22 protein-coding genes are annotated in these 23,146 nt (G+C 33.3%); all 22 read left to right on the top strand.

The features are described from left to right. Positions 1-77 precede the first annotated feature (77 nt). The 22 genes from ftsH to RDK80_RS12195 all read left to right on the top strand — a co-directional run bounded on the left by ftsH (position 78) and on the right by RDK80_RS12195 (position 22,986). Positions 78-1,889 carry an ATP-dependent zinc metalloprotease FtsH gene (ftsH, locus tag RDK80_RS12300; RefSeq protein ID WP_216560772.1) on the top strand — a complete coding sequence of 604 codons (1,812 nt, stop codon included), beginning with the start codon at positions 78-80 and terminating at the stop codon, positions 1,887-1,889. Positions 1,890-2,202: 313 nt separating this feature from the next. Next, a complete protein-coding gene (locus tag RDK80_RS12295) occupies positions 2,203-3,486 on the top strand; it encodes a dicarboxylate/amino acid:cation symporter (RefSeq protein WP_308524419.1) in 1,284 nt (427 codons plus the stop codon). Between the two features lie 41 nt (positions 3,487-3,527). Further along, on the top strand, positions 3,528-4,898 hold the full coding sequence (locus tag RDK80_RS12290) for an aspartate aminotransferase family protein (RefSeq protein WP_308524418.1): 1,371 nt from the start codon (positions 3,528-3,530) through the stop codon (positions 4,896-4,898). Beyond that, positions 4,895-5,722: a 3-keto-5-aminohexanoate cleavage protein gene (locus tag RDK80_RS12285; protein ID WP_094902664.1), complete on the top strand. Its 828-nt coding sequence runs from the start codon at positions 4,895-4,897 to the stop codon at positions 5,720-5,722. The genes RDK80_RS12290 and RDK80_RS12285 overlap by 4 nt, the downstream gene beginning before the upstream one ends. A 63-nt stretch (positions 5,723-5,785) precedes the next feature. Further along, a complete protein-coding gene (locus RDK80_RS12280) occupies positions 5,786-6,139 on the top strand; it encodes a DUF3870 domain-containing protein (RefSeq protein WP_158220142.1) in 354 nt (117 codons plus the stop codon). A 257-nt stretch (positions 6,140-6,396) separates the two neighbouring features. Continuing rightward, positions 6,397-8,076, top strand: a complete 1,680-nt coding sequence (locus RDK80_RS12275; RefSeq protein WP_308524417.1) for a methylmalonyl-CoA mutase family protein — start codon at positions 6,397-6,399, stop codon at positions 8,074-8,076. A 122-nt stretch (positions 8,077-8,198) separates the two neighbouring features. After that, on the top strand, positions 8,199-8,597 hold the full coding sequence (locus tag RDK80_RS12270; protein ID WP_094902670.1) for a cobalamin B12-binding domain-containing protein: 399 nt from the start codon (positions 8,199-8,201) through the stop codon (positions 8,595-8,597). Between the two features lie 12 nt (positions 8,598-8,609). After that, entirely contained in the window at positions 8,610-9,545 is a 936-nt protein-coding gene (meaB, locus tag RDK80_RS12265; RefSeq protein ID WP_308524416.1) for a methylmalonyl Co-A mutase-associated GTPase MeaB, read from the top strand. Between the two features lie 89 nt (positions 9,546-9,634). Beyond that, on the top strand, positions 9,635-10,036 hold the full coding sequence (gene mce / locus RDK80_RS12260) for a methylmalonyl-CoA epimerase (protein WP_094902672.1): 402 nt from the start codon (positions 9,635-9,637) through the stop codon (positions 10,034-10,036). Positions 10,037-10,063: 27 nt separating this feature from the next. Then, a complete protein-coding gene (locus RDK80_RS12255; RefSeq protein ID WP_094902674.1) occupies positions 10,064-11,608 on the top strand; it encodes an acyl-CoA carboxylase subunit beta in 1,545 nt (514 codons plus the stop codon). 13 nt (positions 11,609-11,621) lie between these two features. Then, on the top strand, positions 11,622-11,987 hold the full coding sequence (locus tag RDK80_RS12250) for an OadG family protein (RefSeq protein ID WP_094902676.1): 366 nt from the start codon (positions 11,622-11,624) through the stop codon (positions 11,985-11,987). A gap of 180 nt (positions 11,988-12,167) precedes the next feature. Next, positions 12,168-12,566 carry a DUF2118 domain-containing protein gene (locus tag RDK80_RS12245; protein WP_094902678.1) on the top strand — a complete coding sequence of 133 codons (399 nt, stop codon included), beginning with the start codon at positions 12,168-12,170 and terminating at the stop codon, positions 12,564-12,566. A gap of 27 nt (positions 12,567-12,593) precedes the next feature. Further along, positions 12,594-13,778, top strand: a complete 1,185-nt coding sequence (locus RDK80_RS12240; RefSeq protein WP_094902680.1) for a sodium ion-translocating decarboxylase subunit beta — start codon at positions 12,594-12,596, stop codon at positions 13,776-13,778. Positions 13,779-13,975: 197 nt separating this feature from the next. Next, positions 13,976-14,938, top strand: a complete 963-nt coding sequence (locus tag RDK80_RS12235) for a P1 family peptidase (protein ID WP_308524415.1) — start codon at positions 13,976-13,978, stop codon at positions 14,936-14,938. Positions 14,939-15,257: 319 nt separating this feature from the next. After that, complete coding sequence (locus tag RDK80_RS12230; RefSeq protein WP_094902684.1) at positions 15,258-16,007, top strand: ECF transporter S component; 750 nt, start codon at positions 15,258-15,260, stop codon at positions 16,005-16,007. A gap of 19 nt (positions 16,008-16,026) precedes the next feature. Then, on the top strand, positions 16,027-16,800 hold the full coding sequence (locus RDK80_RS12225) for a type III pantothenate kinase (RefSeq protein ID WP_216560740.1): 774 nt from the start codon (positions 16,027-16,029) through the stop codon (positions 16,798-16,800). Between the two features lie 44 nt (positions 16,801-16,844). Further along, positions 16,845-17,813, top strand: a complete 969-nt coding sequence (dusB, locus tag RDK80_RS12220) for a tRNA dihydrouridine synthase DusB (protein ID WP_216560738.1) — start codon at positions 16,845-16,847, stop codon at positions 17,811-17,813. Between the two features lie 184 nt (positions 17,814-17,997). Beyond that, positions 17,998-18,795, top strand: coding sequence for a hypothetical protein (locus RDK80_RS12215; protein WP_308524414.1), 798 nt, complete (start codon positions 17,998-18,000; stop codon positions 18,793-18,795). 155 nt (positions 18,796-18,950) lie between these two features. Further along, complete coding sequence (gene greA, locus RDK80_RS12210) at positions 18,951-19,427, top strand: transcription elongation factor GreA (protein ID WP_216560734.1); 477 nt, start codon at positions 18,951-18,953, stop codon at positions 19,425-19,427. A 30-nt stretch (positions 19,428-19,457) separates the two neighbouring features. Beyond that, a complete protein-coding gene (gene lysS, locus RDK80_RS12205) occupies positions 19,458-20,936 on the top strand; it encodes a lysine--tRNA ligase (protein WP_094902690.1) in 1,479 nt (492 codons plus the stop codon). Between the two features lie 156 nt (positions 20,937-21,092). Then, entirely contained in the window at positions 21,093-22,304 is a 1,212-nt protein-coding gene (locus tag RDK80_RS12200; protein WP_094902692.1) for a glycosyltransferase family 4 protein, read from the top strand. A gap of 208 nt (positions 22,305-22,512) precedes the next feature. Beyond that, positions 22,513-22,986 (top strand): spore coat protein, encoded by a 474-nt coding sequence (locus RDK80_RS12195; RefSeq protein ID WP_094902694.1) that lies wholly within the window; start codon positions 22,513-22,515, stop codon positions 22,984-22,986. Positions 22,987-23,146: the final 160 nt, after the last annotated feature.

Here is a 23,146-nt window from a genome sequence, read left to right as displayed (position 1 = left end):
GCCAAGGTTGAAAAAACTATATAATGATGGTATAATAAAAAGATATTATCTACTCATAAGAGGAGGGAGGACTTGTATTGAGAAGATTTTTCAAAGGTATTAGTGTGTACCTACTAATAGTAATTGTAATAATGTTTCTAGTAACAACGTTTGGAAATGATGTAGAACAGGTCAAGAAAATCGACGTAACTGAATTGGTAGGACATTTGCATAATGGTAGAGTTGAAAGTATCAAGATAATAGGTAAAGAAGTACAAGGTAAACTAAAGGATAATACCCAGTTTACCACCATATTACCTGATGAAATGAGATATACGTTTTATTCCGATTATTTAAAGGACTTAGTAGATAGTAAACAAATTACCCTAAGTTCTGAGTTAGAACCTACAACTCCTTGGTTTGTAAGTGCGATTCCAACTATATTAATGCTTCTTGTTTTTGCAGTATTTTGGTTTGTATTTATGCAGCAGTCCCAGGGTGGTGGAGGAAAAGTAATGTCCTTTGGAAAATCCAGAGCTAGGATGGTCAAGGAAGAAGATGGAAAAATAATTACATTTTCTGATGTAGCAGGATTGGAAGAAGAAAAAGAAGAACTAAAAGAAATAGTAGATTTCTTAAGAACGCCTAGAAAATATATTGAAATTGGTGCTAGAATTCCAACTGGAGTATTATTAGTTGGACCTCCTGGAACAGGTAAGACCTATTTATCTAAAGCTGTAGCAGGTGAAGCGGGAGTGCCTTTCTTTACTATATCAGGTTCTGATTTTGTAGAGATGTTTGTAGGTGTTGGTGCCAGTCGTGTTAGAGATTTATTTGAGCAGGCAAAGAAAAATGCTCCTTGTATAGTGTTTATTGATGAGATTGATGCTGTAGGTAGAAGAAGAGGAGCAGGACTTGGTGGAGGTCATGATGAAAGGGAGCAAACACTAAACCAACTATTAGTTGAGATGGATGGATTTGCGACTAATGAAGGAATAATTGTAATGGCAGCAACTAATAGAGCTGATATACTTGACCCAGCACTTCTTCGTCCAGGTAGATTTGATAGAACAATTTATGTAGGATTACCTGATGTAAGAGGTAGGGAGGAAATATTAAAGGTTCATACAAAGAACAAACCATTAGATAGTGATGTAGACTTACAAGTAGTTGCTAAGAGAACAGTAGGATTTACTCCTGCAGACTTAGAGAACTTAGTAAATGAGGCAGCATTACTTACAGCAAGGTTTGGGCTAAGAACTATACCTATGCATTTGATAGAAGAAGCATCTATAAAAGTTCAAGCAGGACCTGAAAAGAAATCCAAAGTTGTTAGTGAAAAAGAAAGAAAACTTACAGCTTATCATGAGGCAGGTCATGCACTTACCTCTAGGCTTACTCCTGATACAGACCCAGTTCATATGGTAACGATTATACCAAGAGGAATGGCTGGAGGGTTTACTGCCTATATACCAGAAGAAGACAGAAGCTTTTTAACGAAAAAACAAATGGAAGGAAGACTTGTAACTCTTCTTGGCGGTAGGGTAGCAGAGGCTTTAGTTTTAGGAGATATAAGTACAGGTGCTCAAAATGATATTGAAAGAGCTACTAAGATTGCTAGATCTATGGTTACTCATTATGGTATGAGTGATAAACTTGGACCTATGACTTACGGTACTGATGATGAAGAGGTATTTGTAGGGAGAGACTTTGGTAGAACTAGAAATTATAGTGAAGATGTGGCAGCTGCCATAGACAAAGAAATGAGACAACTAATTGATACTGCATATAATAAAGCAGAACAATTATTAAAAGATAATATTCATAAACTTCATAAAGTAGCAGAAACTTTACTAGAAAAAGAAACCATAGATGGTAAGGAATTCGAAGAGCTATTTGTTGGAGCATAAAAGTTGGGCAATCCTCAGTTAGGAGGAGCCCATTTTTTATATACAAATTTACTAAATATTAATTTGTGACAAAATTTATACAATTTTCTGAAAAACACTTTACACCTTTAACAGAATGCTATATAATGTTATTAGATAATTTTAAATAATAGAGCAATACTGCTTTATTTGTAGCAAAATGGTATCCCCAGTTTGCGAAGCAAATAAAACCCAGTATTAATGGTTTGCCATTTCCATTAATACTGGGTTTTTTATTTTTGTGAAAGGAGGGTAGTAGATTAATTATTGATAGGAGAAAAGAGGAGGTATATTAATGTCAAAACCAAAAAAACTGAAATTGTTTCATAAAATTTTCATCGGTTTATTTTTAGGTATTATGGCAGGAGCTATATTATCAGCAATAGGTAAAGATGAGCCTTTTGTCACTTATTTGGTACCGTGGCTGGGACTTTTAGGAGATATTTTCTTGAGGCTTATTCGTATGATAGTTGTTCCCTTAGTGCTTTTCTCAATAATTAGCGGAGTTGCAAATTTAAGTGAAATTAGAAAACTTAGATCAGTTGGTATAAAAACACTATTTTTCTTTATGTTAACAGGTTTTTTATCCATAGGAACTGGTGTTGTAATGGCTAATATATTTAAACCAGGTGCTGGACTAAATATTACAGAGTTGAATGCTGGTGAAGTTGTTATTAGAGAACTTCCAACAGTATTCGAATCAATATTAGGATTATTCCCTGCGAACATTTTTGAATCATTAGCACAAGGTGAGATGCTTCATATAATTTCATTTGGTATTTTCTGTGGTGCGGGGTTATTACTAATGGGTGAAAGGGGAAGACCTATTATTGATTTGGTAGATAGATGTTCTGAAATGATGTATAAAGTAGTTGATATTGTTATAGAGTTTACTCCAATTGGAGTATTTGGACTTATGGCAAAAGCAGTTACAGCATTTGGTGTAGGAATATTTGGCCCTGTATTTAAGTTTATATTAGTTGATTATGGTGCAAATATATTTACAATTGCAGTGTATTATTCATTAATACTATATTTTATAGGAAAGGTAGATCCTATTAAGTTCTTTAAAAAAGCATTTCAGTCTTGGGCCATAGCATTTAGTACGTGTAGTAGTGCTGCTGCTCTGCCAGTGGCCATGAAGATAGGTACTAATGAAATGGGAATTCCAAAGGAGACTGCAAGTTTTGTTTTACCTCTAGGTGCGACTGCAAATATGAACGGAACTGGTATATATTTTGGAGTTGTTGTAATGTTTGCTGCTCAGCTTTATGGCATAGATATTTCTTTGAGTCAACAGATAATGTTAGTTTTAACAGCCACAATGCTGGCTATCGGGTGTGCTGCTGCACCTCAGACAGGGCTTATTATTTCAATAGCATTATTAACCAATCTAGGAATTCCATTAGATGGTATAGCATTAATAGCTGGAGTTTATAGAATTGTTGATCAAATTCATACTTCTACTAACTCTGTTGGTGATTTAGTAGTGGCGGTTTCTGTAGCATCACTAGAAAAAGACTTGAATAGAGAAATATTTAAATATGGAGGCATTCTCACGGCAAAAGAAGTTAGTTAGAAATAAATATTAACTGTATATCTTAAGAAGGGAGAATTACAATGAGTTCAAACAAGGCACCAAAGAACTGTGTATTTTATAGAAATCAAAATTGGATTTATCCTAGGATTGAAAAGGGAGAAGGAATATATTTAATTGGGGAAGATGGAAAAAAATATATAGATGGATGTTCTGGGTCTGCAGTAGCGAATATAGGTCATGGCAATAAGGAGATTGCTGAGTTTGCAAAGGAACATATTGAAAGAATTGCTTTTACTCACTTATCTAGATGGACAGTTGACTCAATTGAAAAATGTGCAGAAAGAATTGTGTCTTGGTGTCCCAAGGGATTAAATCATGTATATTTTGTATCTGGTGGTTCTGAAGCAACAGAAACTGCAATGAAGATGGCAAGGCAATATTATGTCGAAAGAGATGGGAACAAATCGAGTAAGTGGAAGATTATATCCAAATGGAATTCTTATCATGGTGCAACATTAGGATCTCTATCAATGACAGGAACCATAGGAAGAAGAAAAATTTATGATCCTTTGTTAACTAATTTCCCTAAGATCAGCCAATTCTATCATTATAGAAACCCTTGGGGAGCAAAAACTTTAGAAGAAACCAGTATACTTGCTGCCAAAGAATTGGAAATAGAGATTCAGCGTCATGGATCAGATAATATTGCTGCATTTATTTCTGAGCCAGTAGTAGGATCGGCAGCACCGGGTTCCTATCCTGAAAAAATCTATTTTGATATGGTAAGAGAAATCTGTGATAAATATGACATTCTATTTATAATGGATGAGGTCATGTCAGGCTCAGGTAGAACAGGAAAGAAAATGGCATCAAATCATTTCGATGTTAAGCCAGACATCATAGTAGTTGCCAAAGGTTTAAGTAGTGGATATACTCCAATAGGTGCAGCAGTATGTAGTTCTGAAGTCTTTGAAACAATTATGGTTAGAGGTTCAGGTAATTTTATTCATGGTCATACTTACGCAGGTAATCCATTGTCCTGTGGAATTGCTGATAAGGTAATGGAAATCATTGAAAGAGATAATTTTATTGAAAATTGTGCTGTACAAGGAAATTATCTAATGAAGAAATTAGAAGATTTATATAATTATCCTATAGTGGGAGACATTAGAGGAAAAGGTCTTATGATAGGTGTTGAGTTTGTTAAAGATCAAGAAACAAAAGAGCCATTTGATGTATCCAGCAATGTGAGAGGTAAAATTACTAATAATTGTTTAAAGGAAGGTTTAGTTCCATATCCAGGTGGAGGATCAGTTGATGGAGTAAGAGGTGATCATATATTGTTAGCTCCTCCAATAAATATAACTAAAGAAGAAATAGATTTACTATATGAAAAATTAGAAAATGCAATAAAAAAAACATCTGAGGAATTGCAGGGGGTAATAGCATGACCTATAGAAAGGAAAAGTTAATAATAACTATAGCACTAACAGGAAATGTTCCAACTAAAGAAATGAATCCATATACGCCTATTACTGTAGATGAGATAGTGGAAGATATTATTAAATGCAGACAAGCGGGAGCATCTGTAGCTCATATTCATGTAAGAGATGAAAAAGGAGAACCTACTTGTGATAAAAATTTATATAATGAAGTATTAAATAAATTGAAGGAAAGAGATTGTAATATTATAACTCAATTATCTACTGGTGCAAGGGGTGGAGGCAATACTGCTGAGTGGCGTGGGCAAATGTTGGATCTAAATGCTGAAATGGCAAGCTTATCTACTGGATCATCTAATTTTGCTTCACAAGTAAATGCTAATTCCTTTGAGCTAATAAAAGAATTAGCGGCTAAAATGTATGCTAATAATATAAAGCCAGAGATAGAAGCTTTTGATTTAGGTATGATCGATAATGCAGCATTGTTATTAAAGGAAGGAGTACTTAAGGAACCATTGCAATTTAACCTAGTAATGAATGTAAGAGGATCAGTAAAGGGCACCCCTAGGAATCTTTTGCATATGATTGAGTCTCTACCAGAAGGCTCCACATTTACAGTATCAGGAATTGGATATAGTCAAATACCTATGCTGACTATGTCCATATTGTTAGGAGGACATACACGAACAGGACTTGAAGATACAATATTATATGATAGAGGATTATTAGCAACTAATCAAATGCTAGTAGAGAGGGTAGTACGAATAGCAAAGGAACTAGGGAGAGAAATTGCAACTCCAGATGAAGCAAGGAAAACATTGGGTATACAATAATGAAGAGAAGGCTGCGCATTTTAGTGCAGCCTTCTAAATAAATATATAGAAAGGATGTATCTAATGAGAGAAGTAAAAGATTTTGGTCAAGAAACTGTATATTTTGTTCATTATTCTAAACTTCCAGATGATATTTCTGCCACCTATGTACATAAAGTAGTAGGGGTTGGGTTTTTAATTAACACAGAAACAGGAATTATAGAAGATATCATGGTAACATTAATTTCTGACTTGTGTAAGGAATTTTTAGCATATTTAATAGTTGGACATAATATTGATAAAGATGGTGTAGATGAAATTGTTGACAAGATTGATAAACGTTTTTTTGGATATTCTCAAAAAGCAATTATGGTATGTGTTAAAGGAGTACATGCTAGATATTTACAATGGAAGCAAACAAATAAAAAAGTTTATTAAATAAAAAATATTTTGCTAACGATTTGAAGTTTAATACTAATGAAAGATAAATATCATTAGTATTATTTTCTATGCATTTCTTTTATGCATTTCTGAAGGAATCTATACATACTCATATATAAAAATGCAATATTCCATTCATTTTTAAAATATATTGAAATATATGTTGCAAAATTCTACTACTTATTACTATAATAGACTATGAAGATAACTTTTGAGGAAATTTACAAAATCACCATAATAAGGAGGTAAATGAGTTGTTTGATGATAATAAGATTGAAGAAGTTAAAGCATCAGTTGAGCAATGGGATAAAGAGGTAGTTCAGAAGTCTTTATCAAGATTTCCTGAAAGGAAACAGAAGTTTACTACAGGTTCCAATATTGAAGTAGATAGACTATATACTCCTATAGACATAGAAGATATGGATTATAATGAGGATCTAGGACTTCCGGGAGAATACCCATTTACAAGAGGTGTTCAATCTACGATGTATAGAGGTAGACTTTGGACTATGAGACAATATGCAGGGTTTGCATCTGCTGAAGAATCAAATCAGAGATATAAATATTTGCTAGAACAAGGCCAAACTGGATTAAGTGTTGCTTTCGATTTGCCTACACAAATAGGATATGATTCAGATGATGGATTATCTGAAGGTGAAGTTGGTAAAGTTGGAGTAGCTATAGATTCACTAAAGGATATGGAAGTATTGTTTGATGGTATACCTTTAGATAAAGTTAGTACTTCTATGACTATAAATGCACCAGCATCTGTTTTGTTAGCAATGTATATTGCTGTTGCAGAAAAGCAAGGTGTTTCAAAGGAGAAATTAAGAGGAACAATACAAAATGATATTTTGAAAGAATACATAGCAAGAGGAACTTATATATTCCCGCCAGAACCATCTATGAGATTAATTACTAATATTTTTGAATATTGTTCAAAGGAAGTTCCAGCTTGGAACACAATAAGTATTAGTGGATACCATATAAGAGAAGCAGGTTCTACTGCATCACAAGAAGTTGCATTTACATTAGCAGATGGTATAGCGTATGTTGAAGCAGCTATTGATGCTGGACTTGACGTAGATGATTTTGCACCAAGATTATCCTTCTTCTTTAATGCTCACAATGACTTATTAGAGGAAGTAGCTAAATATAGGGCAGCTAGAAGACTTTGGGCCAAAATAATGAGGGAAAGATTTAATGCAAAAAATCCAAAATCAATGCAACTTAAATTCCATACTCAAACAGCAGGATCTACACTAACGGCTCAACAACCTGATAATAACATAATAAGAGTTACTATTCAAACATTAGCGGCAGTTCTTGGTGGAACTCAATCACTTCATACAAATTCAAGGGATGAGGCTTTGGCACTACCTACTGAAGACTCCGTTAGAATAGCACTTAGAACTCAGCAAATTGTAGCTCATGAATCTGGAGTAACTGAGACAATAGATCCATTGGCTGGCTCCTACTATATCGAGAGTTTAACTAATAAGATTGAAGAAGAAGCAACTAAATATATAGAAACAATAGATGAATTAGGTGGAGCGCCTAAAGCGATAGAAAAAGGATATATTCAAAAAGAAATTCAAAATGCAGCGTATAGATATCAAATGGAAGTAGAATCCCTTGATAGAATAGTTGTAGGGGTAAACAAATTCCAAATTGAAGAAACGGACAAGAAGGAATTGTTAAAGGTAGATAGGACGGTTGAAATAAATCAGAGAGAGAAACTAAAAACCTTAAGAGCGGAAAGAAATAATGAAGAAGTAGAAAGAGCATTAAGTACACTAAAGGAAAAGGCTAATACGGAAGAAAACTTAATGCCATTTATATTGAATGCTGTAAAAGCATACGCAACCCTTGGAGAAATTTGTAATGTTTTACGCCAAGTATTCGGTGAATATCAGCAATCAGTAATATTATAATAATGAGTAATGCACAATTCACAATTAAAACAACGACCACAGGCTGCTGAGAAGGGACCCTACAGCTAGACCCACAACAATTGTGAATTGTGAACTGAATAAATCGGGAGGTATATAAAAATATGGATAGACCAATCAGAGTTTTAGTAGCTAAGCCTGGACTTGATGGACATGATAGAGGTGCAAAGGTAATTGCAAGATCATTAAGAGATGCAGGTATGGAAGTTATATACACAGGGCTAAGACAGACACCTGAACAAATAGTAGCTGCTGCTGTTCAAGAGGATGTTGATGTAGTAGCTATGAGTATATTGTCAGGAGCTCATAATCACTTATTTCCAAAGGTAGTTAATTTATTAAGAGAAGAGGGAGTAGATGATATGCTTGTAATTGGAGGAGGAGTTATCCCAGAAGATGATATTCCTTATCTAATAGAATCAGGTATAGAGGCTATTTTTACTCCAGGTACACCAACAAAGGATGTAATAGAGTTTATTACAAATAACCTTAAAAGAAAATAGGTGGTGTCTTATTTGAATATAAGCGAACGTTTATTACAAGGTAGTAAGAGAGCATGTGGAAGACTTATTACTATGTTGGAAAACAATGAAAAGGAAGCAATAGATATATTAAAGAAACTATATAAGGAATCAGGTAAGGCCTATGTGATCGGAATAACAGGACCTCCTGGAGCTGGTAAATCTACTTTAACTGATAAGTTGACTAAGGAACTTAGAAAACAAGGTAAAAAGGTAGGTATAATAGCTGTGGACCCTACCAGTCCCTTTAGCGGCGGGGCTATATTAGGGGATAGAATTAGAATGAGTGATCTTGCCCTAGATAAAGATGTATTTATAAGAAGCATGGGTACCCGTGGTTCTTTAGGAGGTATGTCAAAAGCTACTTGGGGTGCTATAAAGGTACTAGATATTTTTGGTTGTGATTACATTTTCATAGAAACAGTGGGAGTTGGACAATCAGAAGTAGATATAGTAAAGACTGCAGATACTGTACTTATGGTTATGGTTCCCAATTTAGGTGATGATATTCAAGCTATAAAAGCAGGAATAATGGAGATAGCAGATGTGTTTGCAATTAATAAATCTGACTTAGACGGTGCAGATAAAACTAAGGTAGAAATAGAGATGAATTTAGACTTAAATGAATATAGTGATTATAGACCACCAGTGATTAAAGTATCAGCAGGACAAAATAAAGATATAGATATTCTTCTAGAAAAGATTTTAGAGCACAGAGAATATCTAGAAAAAAATAATGAGCTAGAAAAGATAAGAATAAGAAATAATAAATTAGAAATTTTGAAGATGGTTGAAGAAGATTTAATGAAATTGATATTAGATAAGGCAGTTAAGGAAGATCTAATTGAAAACCTAGCAAGGGAAGTTACTTTAAGAGAAACAGATCCTTATACTGCCAGAGATGAGATAATAAAATTAATTAACAATTAATAAAGAACAATTAACAGTTAATTGACTATTGCTTAAACATTGTTAATCGTTAATTATTAATTGATAATTGAAGAAAGGGAGGTAATCAAATGGTTGGTAAGGTTGATCATATAGGTATTGCTGTAAAAAATTTAGATGAAACATTAAAATTTTATGAAGATATCCTAGGTATGAAATGTGTAGATAAGGAAGTAGTTGAAGAGCAAAAAGTTAAGGTGGCTTTTTTGCCTATAGGAGATACGGAAGTAGAATTACTTGAATCTACTGAAGAAGATGGTCCCATAGCTAAGTTTATCGAGAAAAAGGGTGAAGGAATCCAACATATTGCTTATAGAGTAGATGATATTGAAAAGGCTATAGAAGAACTAAAGGAAAAAGGAATTAAGATGATTGATGAGAAACCAAGATATGGTGCTGGCGGTGCAAAAATTGCCTTTTTACATCCAAAGTCAACATTTGGAGTGCTTATAGAGCTTTGTCAAAGGGATTAAGTACTTAACAAAAAAAGGAGGGTAAATATGAAGGAAAAAATTGAAAGGCTTCTAGAAACTGCTAAGAAAATTGAGCTTGGTGGTGGGGAGCAAAGAATTGAAAAGCATCATAAGTCAGGAAAGCTTACTGCAAGAGAGAGAATTAACCTTCTATTTGATGAAGGTAGTTTTGTAGAAGTTGACAAGTTTGTAGAACATAGATGTACAAACTTTGATATGGCAAAGGTAGAGGCTCCTGCAGATGGGGTAGTTACTGGTTATGGTACAGTAGATGGAAGACTTGTATTTACTTATGCCCAAGACTTTACGGTAGTAGGTGGATCTTTAGGTGAGATGCATGCTGCTAAGATTTGTAAGGTACAAGATATGGCATTGAAAATGGGAGCACCAATTGTAGGATTTAATGATTCGGGTGGAGCTAGAATCCAAGAGGGAGTAGATGCTTTATCAGGATATGGAAAGATATTCTATAGAAATACTATTGCATCTGGAGTTATACCTCAAATTTCAGTTATAATGGGGCCTTCAGCAGGTGGTGCAGTTTATTCGCCAGCTTTAACAGACTTTATATTTATGGTAGATAAGACTAGTATGATGTTTATTACTGGACCTCAAGTAATTAAATCTGTAACAGGTGAAGAGGTTACACAGGAAGAACTGGGCGGTGCAAATACTCACAACAAAATATCTGGAGTTGCACATTTTGTGGACAAAACAGAAGCTGAATGTATTGAAAGAATTAAAGAGTTATTATCTTTCCTACCTTCAAATAATTTAGAACAAGCACCAATCTATGCTATAGAAGATGAAATAAATAGAGTAGAAGAAAAATTAAATGAAATAGTTCCTGTTAATCCTAATAAACCCTATGATATGAAAGAAATTATAAAACTTTTAGCTGACAGTGGAGATTTCTTTGAAATTCAGCCATATTATGCACAAAATATAATAACTGGATATATTAGATTAAACGGCAAGACCATAGGAGTTATTGCTAATCAACCTAAGATATTAGCTGGATGTTTAGATATCAACGCATCAGATAAGGCAGGAAGATTTATTAGGACTTGTGATGCTTTTAATATTCCACTACTTAATTTAGTAGATGTTCCAGGATTCTTACCGGGTACTGAGCAAGAATATGGTGGAATCATTAGACATGGTGCTAAAATGCTATATGCCTATAGTGAAGCAACTGTACCAAAGGTTACTTTAATAGTTAGAAAAGCTTATGGCGGAGCTTACCTTGCAATGTGTTCTAAGGATTTAGGAGCAGATCAAGTATTTGCATGGCCAAATGCTGAGATAGCAGTTATGGGACCTGATGGTGCTGCGAATATCATATTTAAAAAGGATATTGAGAACTCTGATAATCCAATAGAAACTAGACAAGAAAAGATTGCCGAATACAGAGATACTGTAGCTAATCCATATATTGCAGCTCAAAGGGGATTCGTAGATGATATATTAGTTCCAAGCATTACAAGACCTAGATTAATTTCTGCTTTTGATATGTTAGAGTCTAAGAGAGAAAATAGACCTGCAAAAAAACATGGCAACATGCCAGTATAAAGAGGTGAAATAATTGGGTGATATTATTAGTTTTGGAGATAGTTTAATAATCACGGTATTTAGTATGGTAGTAGTGTTTGTAGGTTTAATAGTACTGGCAATGTTTATATCTGTGCTGAAGAGTATAGGTGGGAAAAATAAAGCTGAAGATACTAAGAAACCAGAAACACCGATTAAAGCTAAAGAGCCAGTGAAGGAGAAGAGACAAGAAGCTACTACAAATGATGAGGAATTGGTAGCGGTTATTGCTGCGGCTATAGCGGCAAGTTTAGGAGTTAGTGCACCAGAGGTAAATATAAAAAGTATTAGAAGAATACCTCAAAATTCTCCTGCTTGGGCAACAGCTGGCAGACAAGAACAGATATACGGTAAACTATAATAGAAGCTTCATTGGAAGTATAACTAAGGAAGCTTTTATTGGCTATTGCATAAGCGACTTGCACAAAATCAAAGATTTGGGTAATCTGCTTAAAACTCATTGACGGAAAATTCCTAGATATAAATAAAAAAGTAGAATTTTCCTATTCGTTATAATAAAAATTTCTAAGGAGGCATAGCAATGAGAAAGTTTATAATAAGTGTTAACGGTAATTCTTATGAAGTAGAAGTTGAAGAGATAGCAGGGGGAGAGTCAAAAAGACCAGCAGCTCCAGTGGCGCCAGCACCAGTAGCGGCACCAGCACCAAAAGCTACGCCAGCACCAGCTCCAAAGGAAGAGAAAAAGGAAGTAGTAGTATCAGATGGACAAGAAGTAGTAGAAGCTCCGATGCCAGGTAACATTTGGAAGATAGAAGTAAAAGAAGGAGATAAGGTTAAGGCTGGAGATATTTTATTAATCCTAGAAGCTATGAAGATGGAAAATGAAATACTAGCTCCTAGAGATGGGGTTGTTGCTAGTATCAATACTACACAAGGGGCTACTGTTAACACAGGTGATAGATTAGTAGTATTAGACTAATTCCACTAAGAAAGGAAGGTAAATTTCATGAACTTAGGAGATATATTGCTGGATTTTTTCCAGAGCACAGGAATTGCTGCCTTAACTTGGGGACAGGCTTTAATGATCTTGGTATCCTGTGTATTGCTATATTTAGCAATCGCTAAAGGATTTGAACCACTGTTACTTATTCCAATTGCATTTGGTATGCTGTTAGCTAACCTACCTGAAGCAGGTCTAATGGCACCGCCAGTTGTACAAATAGTTCCAGACCCAGTAACTGGAGAGTTAGTCTCCAAAACTGTGGAAAATGGAGGACTTTTATATTACTTATACCAAGGTGTTAAACTAGGTATATATCCACCGCTTATATTCTTAGGTGTAGGAGCTATGACAGATTTTGGACCACTTATTGCAAACCCAAAAAGTATATTACTTGGAGCAGCAGCGCAATTTGGTATTTTTGTTACTTTCGTAGGTGCAATTTTATTAGGGTTTACAGGCCCAGAAGCAGCTAGTATTGGTATCATTGGTGGTGCAGATGGACCAACAGCATTATATTTAACATCTAAGCTAGCACCACATTTATTAGGGCCAATAGCAGTTGCGGCTTATTCATATATGGCTTTAGTTCCTATTATTCAGCCACCAATTATGAAGGCTTTGACTACTAAAGCTGAAAGAGAAGTAGTAATGGATCAGCTAAGACCAGTATCAAAAAAGGAGAAGGTAATTTTTCCTATTATGGTTACAATAATAGTTTCTTTACTATTGCCATCAGCAGCATCTTTAGTAGGTATGCTAATGTTGGGTAATTTATTTAGAGAATCTTTACTAACTGATAGATTGTCAAAAACAGCACAAAATGAATTGATAAACATAGTTACAATATTTTTAGGAACAACAGTAGGAGCTACAGCTAATGCTGAGACATTCTTAAAATTGGAGACTTTAAAAATAATAGGGTTAGGACTTATAGCGTTTTGTATAGGTACAGCAGCAGGAGTATTATTTGGTAAAATTATGTATAAGGTTTCAGGTGGTAAGGTTAATCCACTTATAGGATCTGCTGGAGTATCAGCGGTGCCAATGGCAGCTAGAGTATCTCAAAAAGTTGGGCAGGAAGCTAATCCAAGAAACTTCTTGTTGATGCATGCTATGGGACCAAACGTAGCAGGAGTAATAGGTTCAGCTATAGCGGCAGGTCTGCTATTGAATTTCTTCGGAGGCTAAAGACAATTCACAATGCACAATGCATAGTGCACAATTATTAAAAGATGATAAATTATGGATTACAATAGAAAAAACATCTATTGTAATCCTATTTATTATTTGTTATCAATATCTTGTATATGTGTATTATTTAAGGTTTTATCTTTTAATTGTGAATTGTGAACTGTGAATTGTTAATTGAATAAAGGGGTGAAATTATGTATCAAGGTTATATAACTGATGTTCAAGGTATTAAAGTAGGCCATGTACAGTCAGAGGAAGGCATGACTGGGTGTACTGTGATTATATGTGAGCAAGGGGCAACAGGTGGAGTAGATGTAAGGGGATCGGCTCCGGGGACTAGAGAGACAGATTTATTTAAGGCAGAAAAGATGGTAGATAAGGTTCATGCTATAGTTTTATCCGGTGGGTCTGCATTTGGTTTGGAGGCTGCATCTGGTGTTATGAAATATCTAGAAGAACAAAATATTGGACTTGACGTGGGAGTGACTAAAGTTCCCATAGTGGCTTCTGCTGTTATATTTGATTTAAATATCGGAAATTATAAGATTAGACCTGATTTTAATATGGGATATAGGGCTGCTGAAATTGCAACCTCTTATGAAAATAGGCAAGGGAATATAGGATGTGGCATGGGAGCTACAATAGGAAAGATTCTAGGACCACAGGGGGCTATGAAATCGGGACTAGGTTCAGCAACTGTAAAAGTAGGGGATTTGATGGTATCAGCTATAGTTTCTGTAAATAGTTTTGGTGATATATATGATTTTAGATTGAATAGGCAAATTGCAGGAGTATATGATTATAAAAATAATAGCCTATTAAACACTGTAGAAATTATGAAAGATATGAATAAAGATTTAGGATTTAATGTACAGAATACAACTATAGGTGTAATAGGAACAAATGCAATTCTAACTAAGGCAGAAGCAAATAAAATTTCTGAAATGGCTCATAATGGTTATGCAAGATCTATAGATCCAATACATACCATGTTAGATGGCGATACTATATTTACTATGGCCACTAATGAAATAAAGGCAGACATTAGCCTTATAGGAACATTAGCAGCTGAAGTTATGAGTAAGGCTATAATAAATGGAGTATTGTTTGCAGAAGGTAGTCACGGATTAAATGCATATAGAGATATTAAAAGTTGAGAATTGATAATCAATAATGAACAATTTCGCAGTCTCGCAACTCCAATCTATTTACTTGCTGCCTCTATCTACCCCGTAGGGTATAATTCAGTGGTGTCCGATAGGACCTACGCTCCGTTTGACCTACCATCAATTTATGGAAATTCACCATAAATCGGGTTAGGTCATAAAAATAATATTGCATTAATATAAAAATAGAATTATAATGTTTTTGTCAGAAGGCCAACATCAACTAGAGTTGGACTGAATGGATTTTAAAGTTGAATATTTTATCGACTGGTATCCAAAAATAAAAGGAACTAGAGCGGGAGGGATTTTAATGGTAAAAGAAAAAGGATTTAATGTAAGAAAGATGGCCATTATTGGAGTGTTAGGTGCTATTTCGGCAGTATTAGGTATGACTCCATTAGGCTTTATACCTGTAGGGCCTACAAGGGCAACAATAATGCATATACCTGTTATTATTGGGGCAGTAATGGAAGGTCCGATAGTGGGTGGATTTGTAGGTTTGATATTTGGATTATTTAGTATTTTTCAAGCTCTAACTAATCCAACACCAGTATCATTTGTATTTTTAAATCCATTGGTTTCAGTATTACCAAGAGTATTAATAGGAATAGTGTCATACTATGTATATAATGCTCTAAGTAATTTAGGTAAGAATAAGACTATGGCAATATTATATTTGATGTGGGTAGGAATAATAGGATATTTATCTTATGGAATATATATAAATATTATAAATTCACAGAGCATGTGGATGACTTTAATGAATATGGTTCTTATAATATTGACTTTAGTAATAGCTTATTTTACTCAGATTAAGTTTAAGGATAAAGCATTAGATGTTGTAATAGCTTCTGCTATAGGAACATTAACCAATACTATGGGAGTTCTTTCCATGATATATTTGTTTTATGCTGAAAGATTTGTAGAAGCTATAGGGGGAGATGTTTCCACTGCAAGAAAAATTATTTTTGGGATAGGTATAACTAATGGTATACCTGAGGCTATTATAGGGATTATAATAGTGACTTCTGTAGTAGGAGCTTTGAAGAGTAAGGGATAAGAAACGAGGTGTGAAGCTATTGTTATTAGTAATAGATGTTGGTAACACTAATGTAGTATTCGGAGTATATAAAGATAAACAATTATTATACGATTGGAGAATTGCAACAGAAAAGGATAGAACGTCTGATGAATATGGACTTTTATTTGAGCAAATTTTTAGATATCATGGATTAGACCCAAAAGAAGTAAAAGATGTTATTATTTCTTCTGTAGTACCACCATTGATGCATACTTTACCAGCTATGAGTATAAAATACTTTGGTATAGATCCTATTGTAGTAGGTCCTGGAGTTAAAACTGGAATGAATATAAAATATGATAACCCAAGAGAAGTAGGGGCTGATAGAATAGTAAATGCTGTAGCCGCTTATGAAAAATATGGTGGTCCTTTAATAATCGTAGATTTTGGTACGGCAATTACATTTTGTGCAGTATCTAAAGAAGGAGATTATCTAGGAGGTGCTATTACTCCAGGAATTAAAATTTCTTCTGAAGCATTATTTATGAGAACAGCAAAACTTCCTAAGGTAGAAATCGCAAAGCCAGATAGAGTAATAGCAAAGAATACAATAAATAGTATTCAGTCAGGATTAGTATTTGGATATATAGGAATGGTTGACTATATAATAGAAAAGATGATTAAGGAAATGGGAGAAAATGAAAGAACAGTAAATATCATAGCAACTGGAGGATTTTCAAACCTTATCGCAGCAGAAAGTAAATATATTAAAAAGATAGATAAATTACTGACTTTAGAAGGCTTGAGGATAGTATTTGAAAGAAATAAGTAAGTAGCTAAATAGCTACTTACTTTTCTAATATTCGAGGTGAATGTATGAGAATAGGAAATGTAAAATTGGAGAATAATGTATTCTTAGCTCCTATGGCAGGAGTCACAGATTTAGCTTTTAGAATACTATGTAAGGAAATGGGAGCGGGATTAGTAGTTTCTGAGATGGTTAGTAGCAAGGGGATATATTATAAGGATCCTGGAACTAAGACTTTATTACAAGTAAATCCTAAAGAAAGACCGATAGCAATTCAAATATTTGGATCTGATCCAGAAATAATGGCAAATATTGTAGAAGAATATTTAAATCCTAGAGAAGATATAGATATTATAGATATAAATATGGGCTGTCCTGCACCTAAGATAGTTAAAAATGGCGATGGTAGTGCTTTAATGAAAGATATTATATTAGCTAGAAAAATACTAAGAGAGGTGGTGAAGGTGTCCAATAAGCCTGTTACCCTAAAGATACGAATGGGATGGGATCATGATAATATTAATGGGGTAGATTTAGCAAAGATAGCAGAGGAAGAAGGAATTTCTGCATTAACTGTTCATGCAAGAACTCGAGATATGTTTTATTCTGGAGAAGCTGATTGGAATTTTATCAAGAAAGTTAAAGAAAGTGTTACTATACCTGTCATAGGAAATGGCGATATTTTTGAACCAGAGGACGGGGTTAGAATGTTTGAGTTGACTAATTGTGATGCTATAGCCATAGGTAGAGGTTCTCAAGGAAATCCATGGATATTTAAAAGGATAATTAACTTGATGACAGGAAAAGAAGATATATTACCTTCTCCTGAAGAAATTGTTCGTATGTGTATAAAACATTTAAATCTTGTTTGTTCTATAAAAGGTGAGAGAGTTGGAGTAAGAGAAATGAGAAAACATACTGCTTGGTATTTAAAAGGGTTGAGGAATTCAAATGAGGTAAAAAATCTTATATATACAATTGATAATAAAGAAGAGATGGAAAGAATATTGCTTGAATATATTGGTCTTTATTCATAGCAATATGTAATGAATATAATGCCTTTCTCATATAATAGAGTTAAAATTAGAGAGGAGGGTTATTATAGGACTTTTATATATATTAGATAGTGAGAAATATTTAGAGTACTATAAAGAAGGATTTATAAAATATATTCCAGAGTTTATTTTACCTAGAATTAAGCCTAAAATAATAGATAATATTATGAGAGAAAATGATATAATAGGTAGGATGGCTGGAATAAATTTGAAACCTATTGATTTTGATGATGAATATAAGCTTAAAGAATATTTAAATGCTATAATGAAACTTAAGGATGAAGACTGTACAAAATTATTTATTGAAGGATATGAGAAGTTAAATAAGGAAACTATATATCATATTCAAGAATTTACAAATATGAAAATACTAGATGGAGAAGAAACTAGAATAAATAATCTTCCTTTAGTAATGAAAGATATATGTAATTTAATGAAAGAGGATATAGCTGAAAAGGAGATTTTAGTTATATGTGATGACAAAGAGAAAACAAAACGAACAATCAAAGAAATTTCAAAGGATGTTAGGTTTGTAACTGCAATAGGCTGTGAAGAATATAATGATGAAATTTATGAATATATTTTGGAGGAAACAGGATTATCTCTATTTTATCCAGTAAATATTGATAGAATCTTAGAAAATTATAGTATGATAATTAACTTAATGGATGATTTGAGTCTAGATTTTTCTAAGGTAAGGAGAAATTGTATAGTCTTTGACTTTGGACAGGGAAACTCCTTGCATAATAATAAAAGACCTCCTTTTATCCAAGATTTTGCATTTAATTTCAATGATTTAGGCGTTAATAAAAATAGAATGATGCAAAATAGGGTTCTTTCTAATTTATTTGAGGCTTTAGTAGAGGATAGAAAAAAAGATATAAAATATTTATATTCAGAAGGAAACTACTATTCAATAAAAGATTATGTAAATTTGTTTATAAAAGTCAAAGGAAAGTTCTAAGTACTTGACATTATGGTTCCACTTGATTATAATATCTTGCATACAAGTAGGAAATGTACTTTATTTCTATTAATGTTAATAGTTTTGCATAGATAAATAATATTATAAGTAAGTTTAAAAAGCACTAATATTTATTAGTTAAAGGAGAGAGTGAAATGCCAGAAAGAGATGTATTCTTAACAGAAGATGGATTAAAAAGGCTAGAAGATGAATTAGATGATCTAAAGACTGTTAGAAGAAAGGAAATTGCTGAAAAGATAAAGCAAGCTTTAAGCTTTGGAGATATAAGTGAAAATTCAGAATATGACCAAGCGAAAAATGATCAAGCTCAATTGGAAGAAAGAATTGCAAAATTAGAGATGATGCTGAGAAATGCAAAAATAATAGATGAAGATGATATTACAACTGATGTTGTAGGTATTGGTTCTAAAGTTTTAGTAAAAGATTTAGAATATGATGAAGAAATGGAATTTATTATAGTAGGGTCCGCAGAGGCTGATCCCTATAATGGTAAAATATCAAATGAGTCTCCTGTAGGGTCTGCACTTTTAGGACATATGTCTGGTGACATTGTGGAAGTAGTAGTTCCAGACGGGAAAATAGAATATCAAATACTAACTATTACTAGATAAAAAGTATTAACAAACTAAGGAGGTAGAGTAATGGGAGAAACGGAATTAAACTTAAATGAAATGCTGATGATGAGAAGGGAAAAGCTTAAAGAATTAATTCAAAAGGGCAAGAATCCTTTCCTAGTTGAAAAATTTGATTATACACATCATAGCTCTACTATTAAGGACAAATTCGAAGAGTTAGACGGGAAGAAGGTAGCAGTTGCAGGAAGAGTTATGTCTAGACGTGGACATGGAAAGGTTAGTTTTATAGATTTACAAGATAGCGAAGGACGTATTCAAATCTTTGCAAAACAAGATGTATTAGGTGAAGAAGCTTACAAAGATTTAAGTCTTTTAGATCTTGGAGATATTATAGGAGTAAATGGAGAAGTATTTAAAACAAACGCTGGTGAGATATCTATAAGGGCTGAAGAAATAATTATAATGAGCAAATCCTTACAAATCCTACCAGAAAAATTCCATGGACTAAAAGATCAAGACTTAAGATATAGACAAAGATATGTAGATTTAATAGTAAATCCTGAGGTTAAAGAAACCTTTATTATTAGAACAAAGATTATTAAGGCAGTAAGAGAATATTTAGATGAAAAAGGATTTTTGGAAGTAGAGACTCCAATTTTAAGTCCAATAGCAGGCGGAGCAAATGCAAGACCTTTTGCTACACATCATAATGCATTAGATATCGACATGTACTTAAGAATAGCAAATGAACTATACCTAAAAAGACTTATAGTTGGTGGGTTTGAAAAAGTTTATGAAATGGGTAGAATGTTCAGAAATGAAGGTATGAGTCCAAAACATAATCCTGAGTTTACGAATATAGAGCTTTATCAGGCATATGTTGATTATGAAGAAATGATGAGATTAACCGAAAACCTTTTTGCTTATGTAGCAGAGAAGGCTTTAGGAACGACTAAAATAAATTACCAAGGTACTGAAATAGAATTATCTCCGCCATGGAGAAGATTAGATATGGAAGATGCAGTAAAAGAATTTACTGGTGTAGACTTCTCTACAATTAATACTGATGAAGAAGCTATTGCTATTGCTAAGGCAAAGGGACTTGAGGTTAAACCTGGTATGACTAGAGGTCATATAATATCAGAGATGTTTGAAGAATTTTGTGAAGCACATTTAATTCAGCCTACGTTTATTACAGGACATCCAGTAGAGATATCACCTCTTGCTAAGAGAAATCCAGAAGATCCGAGAAAGACCAATAGGTTTGAAGCATTTATCAATACTTGGGAGCTAGCTAATGCTTTCTCAGAGTTAAATGATCCAATTGATCAAAGACAAAGATTTGAAGATCAAGTTAAACAAAAGGATCTAGGAGATGATGAAGCACATCCTATGGATACAGATTTCCTAAATGCAATAGAGGTAGGGCTTCCACCTACAGGAGGGCTTGGTATTGGTATAGATAGAATGATAATACTACTTACAGATCAACCAAGCATTAGAGATATATTGTTATTTCCAACCATGAAGCCTTTGGACGAATAGTCCATAAGATAGGAGCGTCGTAGGACAACTATGAAATTTTTAGATGAATAATAAGTCATTGAACTATGTGGCAGGATAAAAAATTCCTGCCTTATTTTTTTAACTATATCTGAGCATATTATATGAATCTCTTGCCTTAAATAAGGAGGAATACAAATGAAGAAGATTTTGCATATTATATCTCAATATCCTGGAAAGACAGGAAGTGGAACATATTTACAGGCATTAATATCTGAGGGAAAGAAAAAAGGACATATTCAAGGCCTTGTTTCAGGAATACATAATGGAGATATTATTAATTTGAAAAATATAGACAACTTCTATCCCGTAACCTTTAATACAAAAGAGATTCCATTCCCAATAGTAGGCATGAGTGATATCATGCCTTATGAAAGTACTAAGTATTGTGATTTAACTGAGGATATGTTAAATAGATGGAAAGAAGGTTTTATAAAAGCAATAACTAATGCTATAGAGAATTTAAAGCCTGATATTATATTATCTCATCATCTATGGCTATCTACCTCTTTAGTAAAGGAAATTGCTGAGGATATTAAGGTAATAGGTATATGCCATGGTACAGATATTAGACAACTTGAAAAATGCCCTCAATATAGAAAAGAAGTATTAAATGGTTGTAGAAAGCTTGATTTGATCTTATCCTTAAGCGAAGAACAAAGACAGCTCATTAACAAGGTATATGGTATTTCTAATGACAAAATAATAGTTATGGGAGGAGGGTATAAAGGAGATATATTCTTCCCTCCATTAAATAAAGTATATGATGAAAATATAAAAATAGTATATGCAGGTAAATTAAGTTACGCTAAAGGTGTAGTATCCTTACTTAAGGTATTTAAGAATATAAGTGAAAAATATAATATTAAACTTTTGTTAGTGGGATCAGGTACAGGAGAAGAAGAGCGGTATATTAAAGAGTTAGGATTTAGGCTGAAGGGAAATATAAATTTTCTAGGTGAATTGAGCCAAGAAGATTTAGGGAGAATTTTTAGAGAGGCGGACATATTTGTATTACCTTCCTTCTATGAAGGTCTATCTCTAGTCACAATAGAAGCTTTAGCTAGTGGATTGTTAATAGTTGTAACGGAAATTCCGGGGTTAATATCTAACTTAGGGAATATTATTAATAATAGTGGAGCAATAGAATATGTTGGATTACCTAGAATGATTCAAGTGGATAAACCATTAGAAGAAGAGTTACCATTATTTGAACATAGACTTCAAATTGCAATTGAAAAGCAAATTCAAAAGATATATAGAGGATATATTATAGATTATAGCATTGAAAAAGAGATAAAGAAAATGTCTTGGGATAGTATATTTGATAGAATAGAAAAATATTTTTAGTCCTTATTTATATAAAGCCTTTATTATAACTTATAAGAAAATATTACTTGCTTTAATATGAACTTAACCCAAATGTAGTTCAAAAAAAGGTTTCTTTAATTCATTAACACTTTGATAGAAGCTTTTTTTATTTTCTAACACCAATCAATGAATAAAACATGGCTCAAAGTAAAAACTACCATTAAATAGAACAAATGGGAGGTATATTATGCAAATAAATTTGAGTCAAAAAGAAAGAATGATTTTAGAGGATGGAAAACATCAAGAAGATGTCTGTGTTAAAAAATATCAAAGCTTTGCCAATCAAGCAAAAGATCCTAATCTAAAGCAATTACTAAATAAATTAGCTTCAGAGGAGCAACATCACTATAATATTATTAATGAGTTGTTGCAAGGCAAGAAGCCAAACTTAACACATAGTGATCAAAGCATGAGTAATGACCAGACCCCTGCTATATTTACCGCTAATAATATGTCTTTTAACAATCCTGAAGATGCTTTACTTTGTAGTGACCTATTAGCCACTGAAAAATATGTATCTGGATTTTATGATATTGGAGTGTTTGAGTCTGCAAATAAGGAGGTAAGGGAAGCATTACAGCATATTCAAAAGGAAGAACAAAGACATGGTGAAGAGCTTTTCAATTATATGCATACCCATGGAATGTATAACGTTAAATAAGAAAATAAATAGTTTATATAAGGATGTAAGGTGAGCTGTGCTCGCCTTTATTCATTTATTTTGAAAAACTTGAAAACTTTTTTAAAATAAGTATTGACTTTGGTCACTAAAGAGAGTATTATAGTAAAAGTCGGCTGCGACATTGAACAAAACAAATCAA

The sequence above is a fragment of the uncultured Tissierella sp. genome, from assembly GCF_902479755.1.
GTDB classification, from domain to species: Bacteria; Bacillota; Clostridia; order Tissierellales; family Tissierellaceae; genus Tissierella; species Tissierella carlieri.
This window is presented reverse-complemented; position numbering and strand designations above follow the sequence as displayed.

Bases quoted from the DNA above. Each gene is read 5' to 3' on its own strand.
- RDK80_RS12280 (WP_158220142.1), top strand. From the start codon at position 5,786: ATGAGAGAAGTAAAAGATTTTGGTCAAGAAACTGTATATTTTGTTCAT.
- RDK80_RS12290 (WP_308524418.1), top strand. From the start codon at position 3,528: ATGAGTTCAAACAAGGCACCAAAGAACTGTGTATTTTATAGAAATCAA.
- RDK80_RS12285 (WP_094902664.1), top strand. From the start codon at position 4,895: ATGACCTATAGAAAGGAAAAGTTAATAATAACTATAGCACTAACAGGA.
- dusB (WP_216560738.1), top strand. From the start codon at position 16,845: ATGAGAATAGGAAATGTAAAATTGGAGAATAATGTATTCTTAGCTCCT.
- greA (WP_216560734.1), top strand. From the start codon at position 18,951: ATGCCAGAAAGAGATGTATTCTTAACAGAAGATGGATTAAAAAGGCTA.
- RDK80_RS12230 (WP_094902684.1), top strand. From the start codon at position 15,258: ATGGTAAAAGAAAAAGGATTTAATGTAAGAAAGATGGCCATTATTGGA.
- RDK80_RS12270 (WP_094902670.1), top strand. From the start codon at position 8,199: ATGGATAGACCAATCAGAGTTTTAGTAGCTAAGCCTGGACTTGATGGA.
- RDK80_RS12195 (WP_094902694.1), top strand. From the start codon at position 22,513: ATGCAAATAAATTTGAGTCAAAAAGAAAGAATGATTTTAGAGGATGGA.
- lysS (WP_094902690.1), top strand. From the start codon at position 19,458: ATGGGAGAAACGGAATTAAACTTAAATGAAATGCTGATGATGAGAAGG.
- RDK80_RS12235 (WP_308524415.1), top strand. From the start codon at position 13,976: ATGTATCAAGGTTATATAACTGATGTTCAAGGTATTAAAGTAGGCCAT.
- RDK80_RS12245 (WP_094902678.1), top strand. From the start codon at position 12,168: ATGAGAAAGTTTATAATAAGTGTTAACGGTAATTCTTATGAAGTAGAA.
- RDK80_RS12255 (WP_094902674.1), top strand. From the start codon at position 10,064: ATGAAGGAAAAAATTGAAAGGCTTCTAGAAACTGCTAAGAAAATTGAG.
- RDK80_RS12240 (WP_094902680.1), top strand. From the start codon at position 12,594: ATGAACTTAGGAGATATATTGCTGGATTTTTTCCAGAGCACAGGAATT.
- mce (WP_094902672.1), top strand. From the start codon at position 9,635: ATGGTTGGTAAGGTTGATCATATAGGTATTGCTGTAAAAAATTTAGAT.
- RDK80_RS12295 (WP_308524419.1), top strand. From the start codon at position 2,203: ATGTCAAAACCAAAAAAACTGAAATTGTTTCATAAAATTTTCATCGGT.
- RDK80_RS12215 (WP_308524414.1), top strand. From the start codon at position 17,998: ATGAGAGAAAATGATATAATAGGTAGGATGGCTGGAATAAATTTGAAA.
- RDK80_RS12200 (WP_094902692.1), top strand. From the start codon at position 21,093: ATGAAGAAGATTTTGCATATTATATCTCAATATCCTGGAAAGACAGGA.